We start from the raw sequence: 19,131 nt of genomic DNA, 5'->3' as shown, positions 1-19,131 counted from the left end.
TGATCAGTCAGTCAAATAATTGTTCAGCGCGTGACGACCAGGCGCCGGGCGAGCACCGGCACCACGATCGCGGCCGCGGCCACGTGCGTCAGGATCAGGACCGCGGCCGACGCGGCGTCGAAACCGAAGGTCACATCGGGCACGCAGGACAGCACGAGCAGCGCCACGCAGGTGCGGACGAACGTCGACCGCGGGCGACGGGCACGGCGCGCGAACACCGCGGCGATCGCCACGGCGATCAGCGAGAAGACCATCGTGAGCTGCGCGAACCCGAGCAGGGGGATGGCGGCACCGTCGGGCCCCGCGAAGGTGACACCCGCGGCGGAGGCGACCGCGGCGATCGCGGTGGTGACGACGGACGCCCCGACCGCGGCGCCCAGTCCGTGCCTCCACACGGGCAGGCGGACGGCGGCGACGGTGGTCGGGGTGGCGGTGGCGGTGGTGGACATGGCGTGCTCCTCTTCCGGGTTCGACGGTGCCGGGCGGAACCGTTCTCACCCTGTCCACGAACGGCCCGCCCCGATTTCGACACCGCCCTCCGAGAAAGGCGCGGAGAATATTTCGCGAGGAACATCCGCGACGGGTGTCGTATCCGTGCCGCCGCGTTCGTGGACAGGGTGAGGGCGACCACCGGGGCCGCCCGCGACGAGAGGAAACACCATGACCGAGTACCTGCTCTCCGTACACGGGCCCGCCGAGCGCGGCGAGTACGGCGACTACGGCACCAAGGAGGCGATGGAGGAGGCCTTCGCCGCCACCGACGCCTTCAACGACCGGCTCAAGGCCGAGGGCTACTGGGTGTTCGCCGGCGGTCTCACCGAGGGGATGGCCGCCACCGTCGTCGACGGGCGCGGCGACGCCCCCGTGATCACCGACGGCCCCTACCTCGAGTCCAAGGAGCTCATCGGCGGCTTCTGGGTGATCGACGCCCCCGACCTCGACGTGGCGCTGCGCCTCGCCGCGGACGCCTCCAAGGCCTGCCGCGGCACGGTCGAGGTCCGCGCCTTCGACGGCGTGGCGTGACCGGACCGAACGCCGTACCCGTAGGGCCCGTGCCCCGCGCGGAGATCGAACGGGTCTTCCGCGCGGAGTACGGCCGGCTCATCGCCTCGCTCGTCCGCCGCTTCGGCGACATCGGCCTCGCCGAGGACGCGGCGGGCGAGGCGATCGTCGCCGCACTGGAGAAGTGGGGCGACTCCGGCATCCCGCCGAACCCGGGCGCCTGGCTCACCACCACGGCCGGCAACCGGGCGATCGACCGCATCCGCCGCGAGAAGCAGCGCGACGACAAGCACAGGGCGGCACTGGTGATGCACGACGACACCGAGCACGAGCCCACCGGCCCCGTCGAGGACGACCGGTTGCGGCTGATCTTCACGTGCTGCCACCCCGCGCTCGCGATCGAAGCCCGCGTCGCGCTCACCCTCCGGCTCCTCGGCGGCCTCACCGTGGCCGAGATCGCCCAGGCCTTCCTCGTGCCCGAGACCACCATGGGGCAGCGGATCACCCGCGCCAAGAAGAAGATCGCCGCCGCCCGCATCCCGTACCGGGTGCCCGAGGCGGCCGACCTCCCCGCCCGGCTGGACGCCGTCCTCACCGTCCTGTTCCTCGTGTTCAACGAGGGCTACCTCGCCACCGGCGACGGCGAACCCGTCCGCGCCGAACTCACCGGCGAGGCGCTCCGCCTCACCGGCGTGCTGCGCGGCCTGCTCCCCGGCGACCCCGAGATCACCGGCCTGCAGGCCCTCATGCTGCTCACCGACGCCCGCCGCGAGGCGCGGGTCCGCGGCGGACAGCTGGTGCCGCTCGACGAACAGGACCGCGCCGGCTGGGACCACGACGCCATCGCGGAGGGGCACCGCCTCGTCCGCGAATGCCTCGCGATCAACCGGCCCGGGCGGTACCAGATCCTGGCCGCGATCAACGCCGTGCACACCGACGCCCCCAGCGCCGACACCACCGACTACGCGCAGGTCGTCGCCCTCTACGACAGGCTCGTCGCGATCGACCCGTCGCCGATACCGAAACTCAACCGCGCCATCGCGATCGCCGAACTCGACGGTCCCGAGGTGGCGCTGGCCCTCGTGGACCCGCTGCCGCTGCAGGGCTACCACCCGTGGCATGCCGCCCGGGCGTACCTGCTGCGCCGGCTGGGGCGGACCGTCGAGGCCAAGGACGAGTACGCCGCCGCGATCGACGCCGCCGGCAACTCCGCCGAGCGCGCCTACCTCACCCGCAAGCGCGGCGAACTCGTCTGACTAGTCGGCGAATTCGGCGTTCGTCACCCGGTGCAGCGCGAACCGGCGGGGCGCGTCACCGTCGACCGCGGTGAGCTGGCCGTGGCGCACCGACTCCGGCACCACCACGTGCCGCGTGTACACCCCGTTCGCGTCCACATAGCCCAGCCGCACCGTCCGCCCGTCGCCGGCGGCGCTCTGCAGGAGCGTCATCAGCTCCGGACCCGACGTGCGCGCACCGTCGGACGGGGAGTCCTGCCTCCGGATCTGCACCACGGCGTCCGCGAGCTGCTCCGGCGTGGGCTGCGCCGCCGGTGGCCGCGGCCGCGGCACCGGCAGCCGTATCGACGACGGCCGCAGGTCCACCACCACGCCGCGCGAATCCTCCGCCGCCGCAGCGAAACCCGCCGCGGACAGGCCCGCGACCAGTTCCGCCAGCGGCGCCTGGCAGATCGCCACCGTGGGCGCGATCGCCCGCAGCGCAAGCAGATCCGCCGCGGGGGAGGCCAGCACCGCCGCGATGAGCGACGGATCGTCCGAGCGCAGGAAGGACGACGCCACCCCCGCGCGCAGCGCCCCGTGCCGCCGCGCCACATCGTCCACCAGGTACGTCAGGCCCTGCGGTACGGGCGTCACCGCGTGCGCCGCGAAGAACGCGTGAACCTCCGCCGATGTGCGCCCGGCGTCCAACGCGCGCCGCACCGACGCGTCCGTCACCCGGTACACGGCCGCGCCGCCCGCGGACTCCAGGTCGGCCACCAGCTCCACCGCGGCGGCGAAATCGTGCGTCGTCGGCCCCGGGATGGTGAGCGTCAGATCCGCCTGCAACAGGAACTCCTCGACCGGGGCCGGGAGCGCGGCGGCCATCGCCGCGGCCGTCTCGCCGCCCGCGGCCGCCGCGCGGCCCGCGGACGTCAGCGCCCCTCCCGCCACCAGGCCCACCACCTGCGCCTGCGCGACGATGCCGGCGATCGCGTCCAGCGTCAGGCGCCGGTACCAGGCCGGATGCGCGAACCGGATCGCGGCGTGCAGGCTCGCCGGGTCCGGCGCCGCACCCGCCGGGGCCGCCGCGAGGGCCGCCAGTACCGCCCGCCGGTCCTGCGGGGCGACGGTGCTCCGCGCCGCCCGGTGCAGCGGTCCCACGATGCCCTCCTCGCCGCGGGACCCGATCAGCGCCGGCTGCCTGCGCAGCTCCAGCCACGTGCGGGCCAGCAGCGCCCACCGGTCGGCGGGCTGCTGCCGCTGCCACTCGTCCACCGACACCGTGGGCGCGAACACCGAATCGTCGCTGTCCTCCAACTCGCCCTCGCCGACCAGGCCCGCCGCGGCCAGCAGCTCGATCACCAGCGCCGCGCGGTCCTCGTCGAGCTCCGCCGCCTTCGCCACCCGCCGCAGCTCGCGGATGCCGATGCCACCTGCCTTCACCCTCGCCGCCGGCACCCGGCCGAGCACCGACAGCACGTCGTCGGCGTGCCGCAGCAACTCCAGCGCCGCCACCGCCCCGGCACCGTCCGCGCCGGGCACGGGCGGACCGTCGAGCGCGGGAGGCTTGAGGGACGCGCCGATCGGCGGCTCCCCGCGCAGCCGGGCGCGCACCTCCCACGGCATCTCCACCGTCTGGTGGTCGACCCGCGCCAGCAGCCCCGCCGCCAGCAGCCGCTGCACCGGGTGCTCCGCCGACGTGCCCGGCCCGGCCGCGGCCGTGCGGCCCAGCGGCGACCCCTCGGCCAGGCGGTCCAGCAGCGCCCGCTCGTCCTCCCCGGCGCCCGCGAGCGCACCGTCGATCTCCAGGACGTCCCGCGGCGACGTGAGCTGCGGCGTGCGCCACGGCATCGCGTCGCGGACCGCGGGCGACGTGCGCAGATCCTCCTCGCCCCACACCAGGGCCCGCGTGCGCAGCTTCTCGACGGACGCCACCACCTGCTTCTTCAGCGCCCGGCCGCGCAACGCCCGGGCGACGGCGTCCGGGGTCGCGCCGCCCGAGCCCAGAACGACCTCGAGGACGGCCAGGTCCAGCAGGTTCAATTGCTCGGCGACGCGGCCCAGTGAAGACGGGCTCAGCAGGCGGGTCGCCAGGACCCCGAAACCCGCGGGCACCGGCGCGGCGACGTCGCGCCGCGCGTCCAGGAGCGCCGCGATCCGCGCGTCGTCCCGGCCGCGCAACCACTCCGTGAGGAGGGCCGCCGGGGTGACCGATCCCGCATTACTGCTCACCGATACAGAGTAGGTGGCGCGGCATGTCAGAATAATCTCGTGTCTGAGACCTCCATTGCGAAGAAGTCCGCGTACGTCGACAACGGCTGGCCCGGCGCCTCGGACGGCCACGCCGATCACGCCGTCTCCGAGTTCGCCGCCCCCGTCGTCGGCGCGCTGTCGCCCTTCGGTGAGCTGACGTTCCCGCAGGACCACATCCCGTACGTCCACCCGACCACGCGGATCAATCGCTGACGTGGGATTGACGCACGTCGACGACGCGGGCGCCGCCCGCATGGTCGACGTGTCCGATAAGGCCGTCACCGCCCGCACGGCGGTCGCGGCCGGGGTGTTCCGCACCACCGAGGCGGTCGTCGCCGCCATCGCCGACGGTGCGGTGCCCAAGGGCGACGTCCTCGCCACCGCCCGCATCGCGGGCATCATGGGCGTCAAACGCACCCCCGACCTGATCCCGCTGTGCCACCCGCTGCCCGTCTCCGGCGTCCAGGTCGAGCTCGAACCCCACGGCGCCGAGATCGCGATCACCGCGACCGTGCGCTGCACCGGACGCACGGGCGTCGAGATGGAGGCGCTCACCGCCGTCGCCGTCGCGGGGCTCACCCTGCACGACATGGTCAAGGCCCTCGACCCGGCCGCGCAGCTCACCGACGTGCGCGTGGTGACCAAGGAGGGCGGCAAGACCGGCCGGTGGACCCGCGGAGACGACGAGCGAACCGACGGAGGAACCGTTGACTGACCCCATCACCGTGCCGGTGACCGAGCCGCAGGCACCGGCCGCCACCGTCATCGTCGCCTCCACCCGCGCCGCCGCGGGGGAGCGCGAGGACACCACCGGCCCGCACATCGCCTCCTGGCTCGGCGAGCGCGGCTTCGACGTGTACGGCCCCGTCGTGGTGCCCGACGGCGAGGAGGTGGGCTCCGCGATCCGCTCCGCCACCCGCCGCGGCGACGCCGTCATCCTCACCACCGGCGGCACCGGCCTCACGCCGACCGACCGCACCCCCGAGGAGACCCGGGGCGTGCTCACCTTCGAGGTCCCCGGCCTCGCCGACGCCATCCGTGCCGCCGGCCTGCCCGGCGCGCCCACCGCGATCCTCAGCCGCGGCCTGGCCGGCGTCTCCGGGGCGACCCTCGTGGTCAACCTCCCCGGCTCCATGGGCGGCGTCCGCGACGGCCTCGGCGTGCTCGACGGGGTGCTCTCGCACGCGCTCGACCAGATCATCGGCGGGGACCATGCCTGGTGAGGTCGCGCTCGCGCGCGTGACCGAGGAACCGATCGACCTGCCGTCCCACGAGGCGGCCGTCGCCCGCGCCGAGGCGGGCGCCGTGGTCGGCTTCATCGGCGCCGTCCGCGATCACGACGGCGGCCGCTCCGTGACCCGGCTCGAGTACTCCGCGCACCCCACCGCCGCCCGCGTCCTCGCCGAGGTCGTGGAGGCCGAGACCCGCGCCGCCGAGGGTGTCCGCGCCGTGGCCGTCTCGCACCGCGTGGGCCCGCTGGCCATCGGGGACGCCGCGCTCGTCGTGGCCGTCTCCGCGGATCACCGTGCCGCGGCCTTCGCCACTTGCTCCCGGCTCGTCGACGCCGTCAAGGAGGCCCTGCCGGTGTGGAAGCACCAGCTGTTCTCCGACGGAACCGACGAATGGGTCGGCAGCGCGTAGCTGCCGACCCGTCGCCCGAGGCCGGGGTGGATTCCGGCGTTCGAACCCCGTCCCGCGGGACGCTGTGGCGCCCGCGCGGACCGGGGGAGTGACCTACTTCGTGGAGGCCGAATCGGGGCACGTCGTGACCCGGGCGGGGTCACACGGCTGGGGCGCCCACAGGGGGACGCCCAGGACACCCGGCACCACGGGGATGCCGAGCGCACCGTCGGGGATGGTGCGGCCGGGGTTCGCCGGGCGCGACGGGACGTTCGCGGTCGGGTTCTGCACGGGCCGGTGCGCGCCCTGACCGGTGCCCACCGCCGCCAGGCCGGGGCCGGGGACGCCGATGCCGTCGATCGCCGTGCCGCCCTGGCCGTTCCCGGCCAGGCCGGTCCCGATGCCCGTGCCACCGATTCCGAGACCGGGGATGGCCGTGCCCGCGATGACGGGCACCGTCGCGCCGCCGGCGCCCGCGGCGCCGTTCTCGAGGTCCTGACGGTTCGGCGTGGACGGAGGGTTCACGCCCGGTGCGAGCTTCTTGACGCCGGCGCCGGCGGGCGCCGGGGCGGCGGGCACGGCCTTCGCGGGCGCCGGCTTGCGCGGTGCGGGCTTCGCGGGGGCCGGAGCGGCCGGGAGGACTCCGGCGGGGACTGCGACAGGCGCGGGGACCGGGGGAACGCAGCCGCAGCCGGGATCGGCGAACGCGGGCGAGCTCAGCGCGAGACTCGCGGCGGCGAGGAGCGCCCCGAGTCCGGCGATCCTGCCGGTGGTGCGCGAGGACGGCGTGCGGTGAGCGAACATCGGTGGGTCTCCCTGCTGAAATCCTGAGCCGCGGATGCGGACGAGGGAACGCTAGCAGAGAGTGTGGAATTGCAAACTCGCGACCCTGTCGAGACACGGATATGTGGTGTACATCACAGGATGGTCACGGCCGCGGAGACGCGAAACGGGCCGACGGCGAGTGCCGTCGGCCCGTTCCGGTGCGCGTGTGCGGTGGGGCTCAGTAGCCCTTCGCAGCGGCCTGCTGCAGCATCGACAGCACGGCCGGATCGATCTGCTGGCCGCCGTTCTGGGCCTGCGAGATGACCTGCTGGATGTACTGCGAGTTGGCCGACTGGCCCGGCTGCACGGCGGGCTTCTTCGGCGCCGGCTTCTGGACGGGCTTCTTGGCCGCCGGGGTGGCGGGCTTCTGCACCGGCTTCTGCGCGGCGGGCTTCTGGACCGGCTTCTGGGCGGGCTTCTGCGCGACCGGCTTGCTCGCGGCCTCGGTGGCCGGGGCGGTGCGCTGGGTGGCGGCGCCGAGGCCGGTGCCGCAGGACGGCCAAGCGCCCTTGCCCTGGCCGGCGAGGACCTTCTCCGCGATCGCGATCTGCTGGGCCTTCGAGGCCTGGTTCGCGGTCGGGGCGTACTGGCCGCCGCCGTAGGAGGTCCAGGTGGACGGGCTGAACTGCAGGCCGCCGTGGTAGCCGTTGCCGGTGTTGATGCCCCAGTTGCCGCCGGACTCACACGAGGCGACCTGGTCCCACTGGGAGTCGGTGGCCGCGTTCGCGGCGGGGGCGGAGAGCGCGAGGCCCGCGCCGCCCAGCATCGCGCCGGTGGCGGCGACCTTGACGGCAGTACGTGCGGTGGTGGACTGCTTGCGGTGACGACCGGTCATCGTGTGAAGTCTTTCCTCTCTACGCGCGTGCGAAGTTAGCTGTCGGGTTCGAGCGAGAGGCTGCTCGGCCGGGTTCGGCTTGACCCCTAGGGCGTGTGCCCGGGCGACCGCGGTCGCGAGTGGTTCCTCCGCCTTCGTCCAGGTGTAGATCTGTGGAGCTGGATCCCCGTTCCGGGCACTGGACGAAGCTCTGCGCTGTGTCCGGATCGGGTGGCTGCTTGCTGCGGCCTCACGCGACGCTAGCAGAACCCGGCCCGTTGCCCAACCGTTACCTCGCCGTGACTCGCCGTGATGTGATCGATATCACTGCACAGCGGGGTGTGGGCATCTCGGGCTTGAGGCTTCAACCTCAGGTATCGGTTCAACCGGTCCGCGCGGTTCCGCTCAGCCGCCCGCGAACGGGGGCAGCACGTCGAGCGTCGCGCCCGCCGCCGGAGCGCTCTGGTCGCGCACCGCGACCTCGTCCAGGAGGTAACTGCACCGCGGCAGCACCGCCGCGAGCGGAGGGTGCAGGCCGGGGAGGAGGGCGACGACGTCGGCGACCGACGCACCGTCGGGCACGGTGACCGCCTCCTGCGGGACCCCCGCGGCCGCCCGCGCCGCCGCGAAGTACCGGACCGTGAGCTCAGCCACCGATCGCGCTCATCGGCCGCGGCGGCTGCAGGAAGGTGGGGTCGTCGATGCCGTGGCCGGCCTGCTTGCCCAGCATCGCGGCGCACCACGCGTCGGCGACCTCCTCGTCGGAGGCGTCGCCGCGCAGCAGTGACTTCAGGTCCGTCTCGTCCGTGGCGAACAGGCAGGTGCGGATCTGCCCGTCGGCGGTGAGGCGCACCCGGTCGCAATCACCGCAGAACGGCCGCGTCACCGAGGCGATGATGCCGACGGTGGCCGGCCCCCCGTCCACGAAGTAGCGCTCGGCGGGCGCGCTGCCGCGGGGCGCACCGTCGGGCGTCAGGGTGAAGCTCCGGCCCAGCTCGGCCAGCACGTCGCCCGCGGTGATCATGGAGCCTCGATCCCAGGTGTGCCCCGCATCGAGCGGCATCTGCTCGATGATCCGCAACTCGTAGCCCGCGTCGAGGCACAGCCGCAGCAGGGGCGCCGCGTCGCCGATGCGGCCGGGGCCGAGCACGGCGTTGACCTTGACGGGGGTCAGGCCCGCGGCGGAGGCGGCGCGCAGGCCGTTGAGCGCGTCGTCGAGGCGGTCCCGGCGGGTGACCTCGGCGTAGGCGTCCCGGTCGACGGTGTCCAGCGAGACGTTGACGCGGTCCAGGCCCGCCTCGGCGAGCCGCGGCGCGTGCCGTGCGAGCGACAGGCCGTTGGTGGTGAGGGAGAGCTCGGGGCGCGGCTCCAGGGCCGCGGCGTGCGCGACGATCGCCGGCAGGTCCGCGCGCAGCAGCGGCTCCCCGCCGGTGAATCGGATCTCCGTGATCCCGAGGTCGCGCACCGCGATGGTGAGCAGCCGGTTCACCTCGGGCGTGGAGAGCACGTGATCGTTCTGCAGCCACGTCAGGCCCTCGGCGGGCATGCAGTAGGTGCAACGCAGGTTGCAGCGGTCCGTGAGCGAGACGCGCAGGTCGCGCGCGACCCGCCCGTACCTGTCGACCAGCGGCTTCACGGCGTGCCTCAGCGATCCCGGGCGTGACCGCCGAGCACCACGGCGATCACCCCCGCGAGGAAGCCGGCGGGAGCCAGCGGGGTCAGCGCGTACACCCAGGTGGGAGCGGTGGTGCCGTGCGCCAGGAGCGGAGTGAGGAAGAGTGCGGCCACCGCGATCAGCCCGATCGCGAACAGCGCGATCGAGAGCGAGACGGCGACGGAAACGAACTTGCCCACGGGTCTAGACTAATGCCAGTGCGTCTCGCCGTTCGCGGGGCGCGTTTTGTTGTTCTATACGCAGAGCGGGTGACAAGGGTGCCTACCGGCAAGGTCAAGTGGTACGACGCGGACAAGGGCTTCGGCTTCCTCTCCCAGGAGGGCGGCGAAGACGTGTACGTCCGTTCCTCCGCGCTGCCCGACGGTGCCGAGGCTCTCAAGCCCGGTCAGCGGGTCGAGTTCAGCATGGCTGCGGGCCGTCGCGGCCCGCAGGCGCTCACCCTCACCGTGCTCGAGCCGGCGCCCAGTGTCTCCCGCGGCGCGGCCCAGCGCGGCGCCCGTCGCCCGGCCGCGAACCGTCGCCCGGCCGACGAGCTGCACGGGATGATCGAGGACATGATCCAGCTGCTCGACGGCGGCGTGCAGCAGGAGCTGCGCAAGGGCCGCTACCCGGACCGCAAGGCCTCCGAGCAGATCTCCAAGGTCCTCCGCGAGATCGCGCGCGAACTCGACGCGTAGTCGCGGAGCGCCGGGCTGTCTGACGTGGTCAGGCGCGGGGCGCGAGGAGCGGTAAGAAGCACTCGTCGACGATCTCCTCGATGTCCGCGACGGGCACCGGCTGCAGCGTCATGGCCATCTGGTGACGGACCAGGTCGCCGGGGAGGTTCACGATCCTGTCCGTGACGCGGCCGGGTTCGACCTCGCCGCGCTCGACACCGCGGGCGACGGCGTCGTGCATCGATCCGGCCCGTCGGCCGACCATCAGTCTCCGTAGGTCGGCGGGGGAGTCGCCCGACTCGTCGAAGAAGCCGCCGAGCCGGGTCTGGAACAGCACCATGAGCTCGACGCGGTGCTCCGACATCGCCCGGAGTAGCGCGATCGCGTCTCCGCGGAGGGACCCGGTGTCCGGTGGGTCGGAGACGGGAATCGTCCCCTGGTGCTCGACGGCGGCGCGGAGCAGCTCGACCCTGCTCGACCAGCGCCGGTAGAGCACCGAGCGCGAGGTCCCGGCGCGGGCCGCCACCGCCTCCAGGGTGAATTCGCCGTACCCGCGATCGACGAGCTGCTCCCACGCCGCCTCGAGGATGGCCGCCTGCAATGCCGCGCCCCGTCGCCGGGTGCGCGGCGCCTCCGTCGTTGAGTCCACTTGCGTATCTTATCAGCGCGGCGCATATTAGATACATGACTGTATCTAATGAGGAGTCGGAGCGGACGTCGCTGCGGCCACTCATCGCTACCCTCGTCCTGGGCGCGTTCGCCCCGATCCTCGACACCACAATGCTGGCCATCGCCGTCCACACCCTGGTGCTCGACCTTCGCACCGACGTAGGCGCCGTCCAATGGGTCAGCACGGCGTACCTCCTCGCGCTGGTCGTGTCGATCCCGCTGTGCGGATGGCTCGACGCCGTGCTGGGCGGCCGGCGCCTGTGGCTCGGCGCGCTGGTGCTCTTCGCGATCGGATCGGCGCTGTGCGCCGTGAGCTGGAACCCGCTGAGTCTCATCGTGTTCCGCGCCGTCCAGGGCGCCGCAGCGGGCGTCCTGATGACGAACATGCAGACCATCGCGGTGCGCGCCGCCGGATCCGCCTCGGTCGCGCGGGTGACGGCGGCGTTGAGCGTGCCGATCGCGCTCGGCCCTCTCGTCGGCCCGGTGCTCGGCGGCGCTCTGCTGCATTGGAGCGACTGGCGTGCCATGTTCGCCGTCAACATCCCGGTCTGTACCGCGGCGTTCGTCGCCGCCGTCCGGGTGCTGCCCGACGACGCCCCGAGGTCCGCCGTGACACGCCCGCGGCTCGACGCGAAGGGGCTGATCCTGCTGGCGCCGGGGATCGTGACGGTGTTCTACGGTCTCACCGAACTGGGCCGTGGCACGGTGTCGGTCGGCATCGTCGTGTGCGCGCTCCTGATCGGCGCCGCCCTGATCACGGCGTTCGGCCTGCACGCGGCGCGGGCGGGCGACGATGCCCTGGTCCGGGTGGGGCTGCTCCGCGGCCGCGCGGTCGCCGCGGCCACACTGGCGAGCCTGGTCGCCGGAGGCGCGTTGATGGGCGCGATGTTCGTCCTGCCGCTGTACTGGCAGACGGCCCGCGGCGAGGACGCGCTCGCCGCCGCCCTGCTGCTCACGCCCCAGGCGGTCGGGGCCTTCGTGCCGCGGTTCTTCGTCGGGAGGCTCGTCGACCAGTTCGGCCCGCGCGCGGTCGCCGCGTGCGCGTTCGCCCTCATGGCCGCGGCGACGGTGCCCTTCGCCTTCGCCACCCCGGAGACCGGGGCGATCCCGCTCGCGATCGTGCTCTTCGTGCGCGGGCTCGGGATGGGCGCGGTCCTGGTGCCGATCCTGTCCGCGGCCTACGTCGACCTGGCGCGCGAACAGCTGCCCCACGCGTCGATGTTCACCCGCGGCTCCCAACAACTCGGTGGGGCGATCGGTGTCGCTGCTGCGGCGCTCGTCGTGCAGGCCGGCCTCGGCCACCGGTCGCCGGCGGACGCCCTGCACCCCGCCTTCTGGCTGATGGCGGCGGTGGCGGCGGTCGGTGTCGCGGCTGCGGCGCTCCTGCCAGGGCCGCGGAAAAAGTCCCCTCGGATTCTGTCCGCGGCGGACAGGATGCCGCGCCGCTCCTGAGTGCTAGGGCCTCTGGACCAGGGCGTAGTCGCTGGCGAGGGTGTCGATGCCCCACACGGACTGCGCGATGAGGTTGCCGAACTGGTCCTGGATCGGCGACGGGACGCGGATCTCCACCGCCGCGAGCAGCAGTTCCTCGGTGGACTTGAGCACCAGCGTGGCCTCCTTCGGCTGCACGTGGGTCTCGGTCTGAATCGTCGCCCGGCCCAGCTTCGTGTCGTAGCGCTGGATGAGGATGTCCCAGGGTTTCGAGGTGATGTACTCCGGCAGCGAGATCACGATGGCCTTGCCGGGCTCGACCGCGATCTTGGCCGGCCGCGTCGGGGCGTCGCAGCGCTGGGTGGCGATGTCGTCGCAGAAGTGGAACGGCGCGACGTTCACCAGCTGGGTGCCGGAGGCGGCCTGCAGGGTGGGGCGTGCCTGCGGCTCGTCGCGCTTCTTCAGCGCGGCGGAGAACGTGAAGGCGAACAGCACCGCGACGGCGACCACGAACACGGCGCCGCCGATCAGGATGTTCCGGCTGGGCTTGATCAACTGACGACCCCGTTCATCGTGGGTGGGAAGTGTTCCGGGCGCTTGCCGCCGAAGCCCGGGATGAGTGAACCGCCGCGGTAGGTGAGCACGGTCTGCACGGTGCCGACGGCCATGATCGCCGCGACGGTCGCGAACCCGATCCACAACGTGGGCGGCAGCATCACGCCGAGCGCGGCGCCGCCGACCCAGCCGAGCTGCAGCGCGGTCTCGGACCGTCCGAACGCCGAGGCGCGGGACTCGTCGGGCAGGTCGTCCTGGATGGACGCGTCGAGCGAGACCTTGCCGACGGCGGAGGCGCCCGACGCGATGAAGGTGATGATCGCCACCACCACGAGGTTCGACAGGGCCGCCGCGACGATCGCGCCGATGCTCGCCGCGATCGTGGCCTGCACCACGACGCGGGCGGGCCTGGGCAGCTTCATCCGGGCTCCGATGCCGTTGCCGATGAAGTTGCCCACGCCGGCGGAGGCGCCGACCGCGCCGACCATGGCGAGCGCCGTGAACGCGTCCACCCCCGCCGCCTGCTCCGCCTTGGAGTAGAACGCGATGTACAGGGTGAGGAAACCGGTGAGCACGCGGATCGTGGTGTTGCCCCAGATCCCGGTCACGACGTTGCGCCCGAGCGGCACCCGCAGGTTCTTGAACGCGGAGCCCAGCGACGCGCGGCCGCCGCCGTCGGCACCGTCGAAACCGCCGTCCCGCGTCATCGCGCCGGTGTACGACATCGTGGTGGGCACCTCCCCGGCGGTGCTCTCCACCCACTTGGGGATGCGCATGCACATGACGGCACCCGCCACGGCGAACACCATGAGCACGTACATGCCGCCGGGGATGTGCAGCATCCGGCTCAGCCCGAACTCGGCGCCCGACGCGATCGCGCCGCCCACGCCCGAGCCCACCACCAGGCCGAACAGGGTGAGCCGCGAGTTCACGCGGGCCAGGTCGATCTGCGGCGGCAGCACGCGCGGCGTGACCGCGGATTTGAGCACCGAGAAGGATTTACTCATCACCATCATCGCGAGCGCGCAGGGGTAGAGCACCCACGGATCGAAGTTCACCGTGTTCGCGACGGGGTCGTACGTGCAGTTCGTGATGAGCAGGACCGCGAGGCCCACGCGGATCCCGAACGACGCGGCGAGCGCGACCCGCCGGCCGTGCTGGATGCGGTCCAGCAGCGGTCCCATGAACGGCGCGATGATCGCGAACGGCGCGATGTTCACCAGCAGGTACAGCGCGACCTTCGATTTGGACTCCGCCTGCGCGGCCGCGAAGAACAGGGTGTTCGCCAGCGCCACCATCATCGCGGCGTCGACCGCGTTGTTGAGGATCACCGGGTAGGTGAGCGCGGTCAGGCCGGACTTGTCGGCACCGTCGGCCTTCGTGGCGCGGTGCCAGCGGGCGATCCCGGCCTCGGTCAGTTCCCGCCCGCGCATGGCCGCCACCCGGGTGACGGTGATCTTGCGCGGCATCCGCCGCCGCTCCTCCTCCGCGGCGCGGCGGTCGGCCGGGGTCGGCGTGTCCTCGAGCGGCGGCAGGTGGTGGTTGGCGTTGTACTGCGGGCGCGGGGGCCGGGGGCGTCCCTGCTCGCGCCGGTCGGCGCGGGTCGCGTCGCCCCGGTCCGACGGTGCGCCGGCGTGGGCACGCGAAACCGGCCCCGGCCGTCGCCGGGGCTCGTCGGGGGGATACTGCCGCTGCCCCGGATGACCGCTCACGGGTCCCATTGTTCCGTATCCGCGCGAGTGGCGGCGGAGCGGCTTGCGGGGGCGGCGTCCGCGCTGGTGCGTACATACGGCACACTTGAAGCGTGAGTTCCGCATTGCAGTCAGGCGCCGCGGTGGATCTCGCGCGCGCCGTACTGGAAGCCGAGGAGGGCGCCCCCGTGGGGGCCCATGTGGCAGGCGTCGCCGAGGACGAGTACGCGGTCGCCCACTATTTCGAGGCGAACCTGCCCGCCTACCGCGGCTGGCAGTGGTGCGCCGTGATCGCCGCCAGCCCGGGCGGCGAGCTGACCGTGTCCGAGACCGCCCTGCTTCCGGGGCCCGGTTCCCTCACGGCACCCGACTGGGTCCCGTGGGACCAGCGGGTCCGCGCCGGCGACCTGTCGCCGGGCGATGTGTTGCCCCCGCGCGAGTCGGATCCGCGGATCGAGCCCGGATACCGCCTCTCGGGCGACCCCGAGGCCGACGCCGTGGCGGGCGAGATCGGCGTGAACCTCGAGCGCGTGATGTCCCGCGTGGGCCGGATCGACGCGGCCGAGCGCTGGCGGGAGGGCCCGTTCGGCCCGGATTCGGAGATGGCCCGCGCCACCCGCTTCCACTGCGGCGACTGCGCGTTCTACCTGCCCCTCGCGGGCAGCCTGCGGGCCGCGTTCGGCGTCTGCAGCAACGAGTTCTCCGCCGACGGCCACGTCGTGCACGCGCACTACGGGTGCGGCGCGCACTCGAGCGCGCAGGCACCGTCGGGCCAGGGCAGCCCCGCCTACGAGCCCTACGACGACGGCGCGGTGGAGAAGGTCCCTGCCGAGCAGGCCTGACGTGCCGGCGGCGCCGGGGGATCCCTTCGGCACGGCCGCGGTGCGCGACGCCGTGCTGGCCTCCTGGCGCGATTCGGCCACCCGGGCCGCCGAGGACCTGGCCGCCGAGCGGGACCTGGTCACCGTCGGCTACCGCGATCGCGTGGCGATCGAGCTGGCGCAGAACGCCGCCGACGCCGCCGCGGCCCAGGGCGTCGCCGGGGAGCTCGCGGTCTGGTCCGACGCCGCCGGCGTGCACGTGGCCAACACCGGTGCGCCGCTGACGGAATCCGGCGTCGCCTCCCTCTCCGCGCTGCGCGTCTCGCCCAAGTCGGCCGACGGTGCCGCGGGCACGGTCGGCAAGTTCGGGGTCGGCTTCGCCGCGGTGCTCACCGTGACCGACCACGTGCGGATCCGTTCCGCCGCGGGCGGGATCGAGTTCTCCGCCGCCCGCTCGCGGGAGGACGCCGGGCGCGACGAGGTGGCCGCCCTGCGGCTCCCGTACCCCGTCGACGAGCCTCCCGCCGCCGGTTACACGACCGAGATCGTGCTGCTGGGCGCCGATCCGGCGCTCGTCGGCGAGTTCGCCGACGAGGCCGAGGACCTGCTGCTGGACCTGCCCGCGCTGGGGCGCATCGTGATCGACGGTGCGCCGGTCCTGCCGCCCGCGCTGCCCACGGGCCGCGGCCCGCACGCCCGCTGGGTGCGCGGCGCCGGCGCCGCCCATCTGCATTCGCCCACCCGCACCGACGAGCCGCTCACCCTGCCGGTGCGGGTGATCGCCGACCTGCCCACCACGGCGGACCGTCGCCGCCTGCACCCGGACGCCGAGATCGCCCGCGCGGCCGAGGGGTACGCGGAGTTCGTCGCCGCGCAACCCGACCCGATGGGCCTGCTGCCGCCGCGCCGCCCGCCCGCGGGTCCGGTGGACGCCGCCCTCCGGGACGCCGTCGAGGACGAGCTGCGCGGGCACCCGTGGGTCCCGTCGCCCGACGGTCCGCTGCCGCCCGGCCGGACGGCGGTGCTCCCCGGCCTCACCGACGACCTGTACGAACTGCTCTCCGCCGCACTGCCACTCGTGCCGCCGGCTTTGTCATCGGCGCCCGACGCGGCGCGCCTGGTGGCGCTCGGCGCGCGCGGGCTGACCGCCGCGGATCTCGCGGACGCGGCTCCCCGTGACCGCGAACCCGATTGGTACGCAGCGCTGTACGCGGCGCTCGACGCGGCAAGGCTGCCCGCCGACGACCTCGGCGCCCTGCCCGTCCCGCTCGCCGACGGCCGGGTGGTGACCGGCGCCCGGGGCGCCACCGTCGTGGCCGGCGGCGCGGGCGACCTCGCCGGCGTGACCTGGGCCCGGATCGTGCACCCCGCGGCCGAGCACCCGCTGCTCGAGCGCGCCGGCGCGCGGCGGGTGACCCCCGCGGAGCTCGTCTCCGACCCGGCCCTCCGCGCCGAGGTGGACGACATCGACTGGGGCGCCGGACCGGACGACGGGGACGTGGCGCTCACCGAGGCCGTGCTCGGCTGCCTGGGCGAGGGCGGCGTCGCCGGGCCCGCGTGGCTCGGCGCCCTGCCGGTACCGGGCGACGACGGTGCGCTGTACCCCGCCGATGAACTGCTGGCCGGCGGCGCGCCCCTGCGGGCCGCTCTCGGCGACGACCACCCGTACGGCACCGTCGACCCGGGATTCCAGGAGCGGTACCCCGTGTCCGCGCTGCGCGCGATCGGAGTCGGCTGGACCTTCTCCGTGCTGCGGGAGGACTACCCGACGGGGCCCGACCCGACCCTCGACGGCGCCGAACAGTGGTGGGATCAACGGACCACCGAGCCGGACGAGCTGATCGCCGTCCGCGATCTGGACCTCGTTGAGCACTGGGATCCCGCGCTCGCCCTCCTGGCCGACCTGCCCGAGGTGCTGGACGACCCCGACGGCTACACGGCGTGGTGGCTGCGCACCCGCACCGCGGTCGGCGGGACGCGGCCGCCGGACGACGAGACCTTCGCCGGACTGATCGACCCGTGCGAGCACCCCGATGCGGGCCGGCTGGGCGCGGCGCTGTTCACCGGTGTCCGTACCGATTCCGACGCCCAACTGCTGGCGGACGCGCTCGCCGACCCGGACCGCGCACCGTCGCCCGGGGTGGTGCTCGCCGCGCACCGGGCGATCGCGGGCCGCCGCCTGGACCGGCTCCCCGCGCGCGTGCGCACCGTCGACGGTGCCCTCACCGACGCCGACGACGCCGCCGTCATCGACCGCCCGCACCTGCGGTTCCTCGGCGGCGCGGGGGTGTTCGGGGGGATCGGCCCGGCCGGCGACCTGGCCGCGACGCTGGACCTGCCGCTCGCGAGCGAGGAGTGGACAGCCGAGATCGTCACCGCGGGCGAGCGCTTCGCCCGGGGCGCGCACCCCGGCGTCGTACTGGCGCAGGCCGTGGGCGAACTGCCCGACGCGCCGCAGGTGGAGGTGCACCCCGAACTCGTGGTGCGGTTCGCCGGCCGGGAGCGGCGCGTCCCGTACTGGTGGACCGGGGCCGTGCTGCACGTGGAGGAGTCGCGATGGTGATGCCCGACGGGACGTGGCCGAACGCGCTCGACGGCGCGGTGCTGGACGCGATGCTGGCGATCCGCTCCGACGCGCTGACGGCGGTGATGCGGGCGGTGACCTTCGTGGGGAACACGCTGAGCCTGATCGCGATCGGCGTGGCGGGCGTGATCTGGCTGCTCGTCCGCGGGCACCGGCGATGGGCTGCCTACTGTGGTGTGACGGCGCTCGTGGCGTGGGGGCTGATGGGCCTGCTGAAGGTGCTGTTCGGGCGGGTGCGTCCGCCGATCCCGCCGCGCCTGGTGGAGATCGACTCGCTCAGTTTCCCCTCCGGACACGCGCTCAACTCCATGGTGGTCCTCGGCGTCTTCGCCGTCACCGTGTGCGCGCTCACCGGCAGGCGGTGGCCGCTCGCCGCCGCCCTGGCGGGGACCGCCGCGATCGGCATGAGCAGGGTCTACCTGGCCGCCCACTGGATGACCGATGTGCTGGCGGGATGGGCCGTCGGTGCCCTGGTCGTGGCGGTGGGACTGTGGATTTCGCGGCGCGCGGTCACACCAGTCCGCGCTGGGCCCCGCGATCGCCCCGCAGCGCCGCCCTCCGCTGGGCCGTGAGCACGGCCGCGCCGAACAGCCCGACGCCCACGCCGCACGCGCAGATGATCCACGCCTCGCCGAACGCTTCCCGAGCCACCAGGGTGACGACGAGGAAAAGGGCGAAAAGAACAGTTCCGACGATCACGACCGGCCGCGCCTCCGTGACCGAACGCGGAAGAGCGGGCGCCTGCAAGGGCTCATCCCCGGATTCGGAATGAACGTCCATGGGTTCTCCTGGGGTTCATGCGCGGAAATCAATCTGACGGATGTAGTCTAACGCCGTGACTGACAATGACGAACGGCTCGCGGGAGACCTCTCGCTCGCCGCTGTGCGGTTCGCCCGCCATCTCCGGGGCCGGCGACGCGACTCGCTCGTCTCCTTGACCCAGCTGTCCGCGCTCAACGCGCTCGCCAACGACGGGCCGCTCACGCCGGGCCAGCTCGCCACCCGGGAGAGGGTGCAGCCGCCGTCGATGACGCGCGTCATCGCCTCCCTGGCCGACCTCGGCCTGGTCCGCAGGGCGCCGCACCCCACCGACGGGCGACAGGTGATCGTCAGCCTCTCGGAGGAGGGCGAGCAGGTGATCACCGGCGAGGCCGCGGCCCGTGAGGCCTGGCTGCGCGGCAAGCTCGACGAGCTGACCCCCGAGCAGCGCGGCACTCTCAGTGGCGCCGTCGTCATTCTCAACAAGCTCATCGCGAACGAGGAGCCGCCGGTCGGATAACTCCGCCCAGCGCGCAAACATTTGCGCAGGAAATCAGCC

The 19,131-nt window shown here is 73.7% G+C and carries 23 protein-coding genes and 1 riboswitch; of the genes, 12 read left to right on the top strand and 11 right to left on the bottom strand.

The window, feature by feature from the left end:
- Positions 1–23 precede the first annotated feature (23 nt).
- Complete coding sequence (locus BN39_RS02695; RefSeq protein WP_019200814.1) at positions 24–449, bottom strand: DUF6069 family protein; 426 nt, start codon at positions 447–449, stop codon at positions 24–26.
- A gap of 211 nt (positions 450–660) precedes the next feature.
- Between BN39_RS02695 and BN39_RS02690 the strand changes: the two genes are divergently transcribed.
- Together BN39_RS02690 and BN39_RS02685 are read left to right on the top strand one after the other, a co-directional pair.
- A complete protein-coding gene (locus BN39_RS02690) occupies positions 661–1,023 on the top strand; it encodes a YciI family protein (RefSeq protein WP_019200813.1) in 363 nt (120 codons plus the stop codon).
- Positions 1,020–2,258: an RNA polymerase sigma factor gene (locus BN39_RS02685; protein ID WP_237741615.1), complete on the top strand. Its 1,239-nt coding sequence runs from the start codon at positions 1,020–1,022 to the stop codon at positions 2,256–2,258. Before BN39_RS02690 ends, BN39_RS02685 begins: the two co-directional genes overlap by 4 nt.
- Here BN39_RS02685 and BN39_RS24005 read toward each other — a convergent pair whose 3' ends face one another.
- Positions 2,259–4,451: a helicase-associated domain-containing protein gene (locus BN39_RS24005; protein ID WP_040765776.1), complete on the bottom strand. Its 2,193-nt coding sequence runs from the start codon at positions 4,449–4,451 to the stop codon at positions 2,259–2,261.
- A 39-nt stretch (positions 4,452–4,490) separates the two neighbouring features.
- Between BN39_RS24005 and BN39_RS02675 the strand changes: the two genes are divergently transcribed.
- The 4 genes from BN39_RS02675 to BN39_RS02660 are packed head-to-tail and all read left to right on the top strand — an operon-like array spanning position 4,491 to position 6,113.
- Positions 4,491–4,685 carry a hypothetical protein gene (locus tag BN39_RS02675; protein WP_019200810.1) on the top strand — a complete coding sequence of 65 codons (195 nt, stop codon included), beginning with the start codon at positions 4,491–4,493 and terminating at the stop codon, positions 4,683–4,685.
- Between the two features lies 1 nt (position 4,686).
- Positions 4,687–5,187, top strand: coding sequence for a cyclic pyranopterin monophosphate synthase MoaC (gene moaC, locus BN39_RS02670; protein WP_019200809.1), 501 nt, complete (start codon positions 4,687–4,689; stop codon positions 5,185–5,187).
- Positions 5,180–5,695: a molybdenum cofactor biosynthesis protein B gene (locus BN39_RS02665; RefSeq protein WP_237741614.1), complete on the top strand. Its 516-nt coding sequence runs from the start codon at positions 5,180–5,182 to the stop codon at positions 5,693–5,695. The genes moaC and BN39_RS02665 overlap by 8 nt, the downstream gene beginning before the upstream one ends.
- Entirely contained in the window at positions 5,685–6,113 is a 429-nt protein-coding gene (locus tag BN39_RS02660) for a molybdenum cofactor biosynthesis protein MoaE (protein WP_019200807.1), read from the top strand. Before BN39_RS02665 ends, BN39_RS02660 begins: the two co-directional genes overlap by 11 nt.
- Positions 6,114–6,206: 93 nt before the next feature.
- On the opposite strand, the gene BN39_RS02655 is transcribed toward BN39_RS02660, so the two are convergent.
- The 5 genes from BN39_RS02655 to BN39_RS02635 all read right to left on the bottom strand — a co-directional run bounded on the left by BN39_RS02655 (position 6,207) and on the right by BN39_RS02635 (position 9,585).
- On the bottom strand, positions 6,207–6,896 hold the full coding sequence (locus BN39_RS02655) for a hypothetical protein (RefSeq protein WP_040765774.1): 690 nt from the start codon (positions 6,894–6,896) through the stop codon (positions 6,207–6,209).
- 199 nt (positions 6,897–7,095) lie between these two features.
- Complete coding sequence (locus tag BN39_RS02650; RefSeq protein ID WP_019200806.1) at positions 7,096–7,752, bottom strand: transglycosylase family protein; 657 nt, start codon at positions 7,750–7,752, stop codon at positions 7,096–7,098.
- 10 nt (positions 7,753–7,762) lie between these two features.
- A riboswitch (cyclic di-AMP (ydaO/yuaA leader) is annotated at positions 7,763–7,917 on the bottom strand.
- 219 nt (positions 7,918–8,136) lie between these two features.
- Positions 8,137–8,385 (bottom strand): MoaD/ThiS family protein, encoded by a 249-nt coding sequence (locus tag BN39_RS02645; RefSeq protein ID WP_019200805.1) that lies wholly within the window; start codon positions 8,383–8,385, stop codon positions 8,137–8,139.
- Complete coding sequence (gene moaA / locus BN39_RS02640; protein WP_019200804.1) at positions 8,378–9,367, bottom strand: GTP 3',8-cyclase MoaA; 990 nt, start codon at positions 9,365–9,367, stop codon at positions 8,378–8,380. Before moaA ends, BN39_RS02645 begins: the two co-directional genes overlap by 8 nt.
- An 8-nt stretch (positions 9,368–9,375) precedes the next feature.
- On the bottom strand, positions 9,376–9,585 hold the full coding sequence (locus BN39_RS02635) for a hypothetical protein (RefSeq protein WP_019200803.1): 210 nt from the start codon (positions 9,583–9,585) through the stop codon (positions 9,376–9,378).
- A 78-nt stretch (positions 9,586–9,663) separates the two neighbouring features.
- On the opposite strand from BN39_RS02635, the gene BN39_RS24000 reads away from it, so the two are divergent.
- Positions 9,664–10,083 (top strand): cold-shock protein, encoded by a 420-nt coding sequence (locus BN39_RS24000; RefSeq protein ID WP_019200802.1) that lies wholly within the window; start codon positions 9,664–9,666, stop codon positions 10,081–10,083.
- Between the two features lie 28 nt (positions 10,084–10,111).
- Here the strand turns inward: BN39_RS24000 and BN39_RS02625 are convergent, their stop codons facing one another.
- Positions 10,112–10,711 (bottom strand): TetR/AcrR family transcriptional regulator, encoded by a 600-nt coding sequence (locus BN39_RS02625; protein ID WP_192814831.1) that lies wholly within the window; start codon positions 10,709–10,711, stop codon positions 10,112–10,114.
- A gap of 35 nt (positions 10,712–10,746) precedes the next feature.
- On the opposite strand from BN39_RS02625, the gene BN39_RS02620 reads away from it, so the two are divergent.
- Positions 10,747–12,183 (top strand): DHA2 family efflux MFS transporter permease subunit, encoded by a 1,437-nt coding sequence (locus BN39_RS02620; RefSeq protein WP_040765773.1) that lies wholly within the window; start codon positions 10,747–10,749, stop codon positions 12,181–12,183.
- 3 nt (positions 12,184–12,186) lie between these two features.
- Here BN39_RS02620 and BN39_RS02615 read toward each other — a convergent pair whose 3' ends face one another.
- Both BN39_RS02615 and BN39_RS02610 read right to left on the bottom strand, forming a co-directional pair.
- Positions 12,187–12,717, bottom strand: a complete 531-nt coding sequence (locus BN39_RS02615; protein WP_019200799.1) for a DUF2771 family protein — start codon at positions 12,715–12,717, stop codon at positions 12,187–12,189.
- A complete protein-coding gene (locus tag BN39_RS02610; RefSeq protein WP_040765772.1) occupies positions 12,714–14,438 on the bottom strand; it encodes an MFS transporter in 1,725 nt (574 codons plus the stop codon). The genes BN39_RS02615 and BN39_RS02610 overlap by 4 nt, the downstream gene beginning before the upstream one ends.
- 83 nt (positions 14,439–14,521) lie before the next feature.
- Here BN39_RS02610 and BN39_RS02605 point away from each other — a divergent pair, with 83 nt between their 5' ends.
- The 3 genes from BN39_RS02605 to BN39_RS02595 are packed head-to-tail and all read left to right on the top strand — an operon-like array spanning position 14,522 to position 18,385.
- Complete coding sequence (locus tag BN39_RS02605) at positions 14,522–15,250, top strand: DUF3027 domain-containing protein (protein WP_051158804.1); 729 nt, start codon at positions 14,522–14,524, stop codon at positions 15,248–15,250.
- Between the two features lies 1 nt (position 15,251).
- Positions 15,252–17,792 (top strand): sacsin N-terminal ATP-binding-like domain-containing protein, encoded by a 2,541-nt coding sequence (locus tag BN39_RS02600; protein ID WP_019200796.1) that lies wholly within the window; start codon positions 15,252–15,254, stop codon positions 17,790–17,792.
- Entirely contained in the window at positions 17,786–18,385 is a 600-nt protein-coding gene (locus BN39_RS02595) for a phosphatase PAP2 family protein (protein ID WP_019200795.1), read from the top strand. Before BN39_RS02600 ends, BN39_RS02595 begins: the two co-directional genes overlap by 7 nt.
- Here the strand turns inward: BN39_RS02595 and BN39_RS24040 are convergent.
- The gene (locus BN39_RS24040) at positions 18,324–18,593 is read right to left on the bottom strand and encodes a DUF2530 domain-containing protein (protein ID WP_040765771.1); all 270 of its coding nucleotides are present in this window, start codon (positions 18,591–18,593) and stop codon (positions 18,324–18,326) included. The genes BN39_RS02595 and BN39_RS24040 overlap by 62 nt on opposite strands.
- 55 nt (positions 18,594–18,648) lie before the next feature.
- Here BN39_RS24040 and BN39_RS02585 point away from each other — a divergent pair, with 55 nt between their 5' ends.
- A complete protein-coding gene (locus BN39_RS02585) occupies positions 18,649–19,092 on the top strand; it encodes a MarR family winged helix-turn-helix transcriptional regulator (protein WP_040765769.1) in 444 nt (147 codons plus the stop codon).
- The last annotated feature ends 39 nt before the right edge of the window (positions 19,093–19,131 follow it).

The organism is Tsukamurella sp. 1534 (assembly GCF_000312385.1).
Taxonomy (GTDB): domain Bacteria; phylum Actinomycetota; class Actinomycetes; order Mycobacteriales; family Mycobacteriaceae; genus Tsukamurella.
Note: the sequence above shows the minus strand (reverse complement) of the source record. Positions and strands in the feature narration are given on the sequence as shown.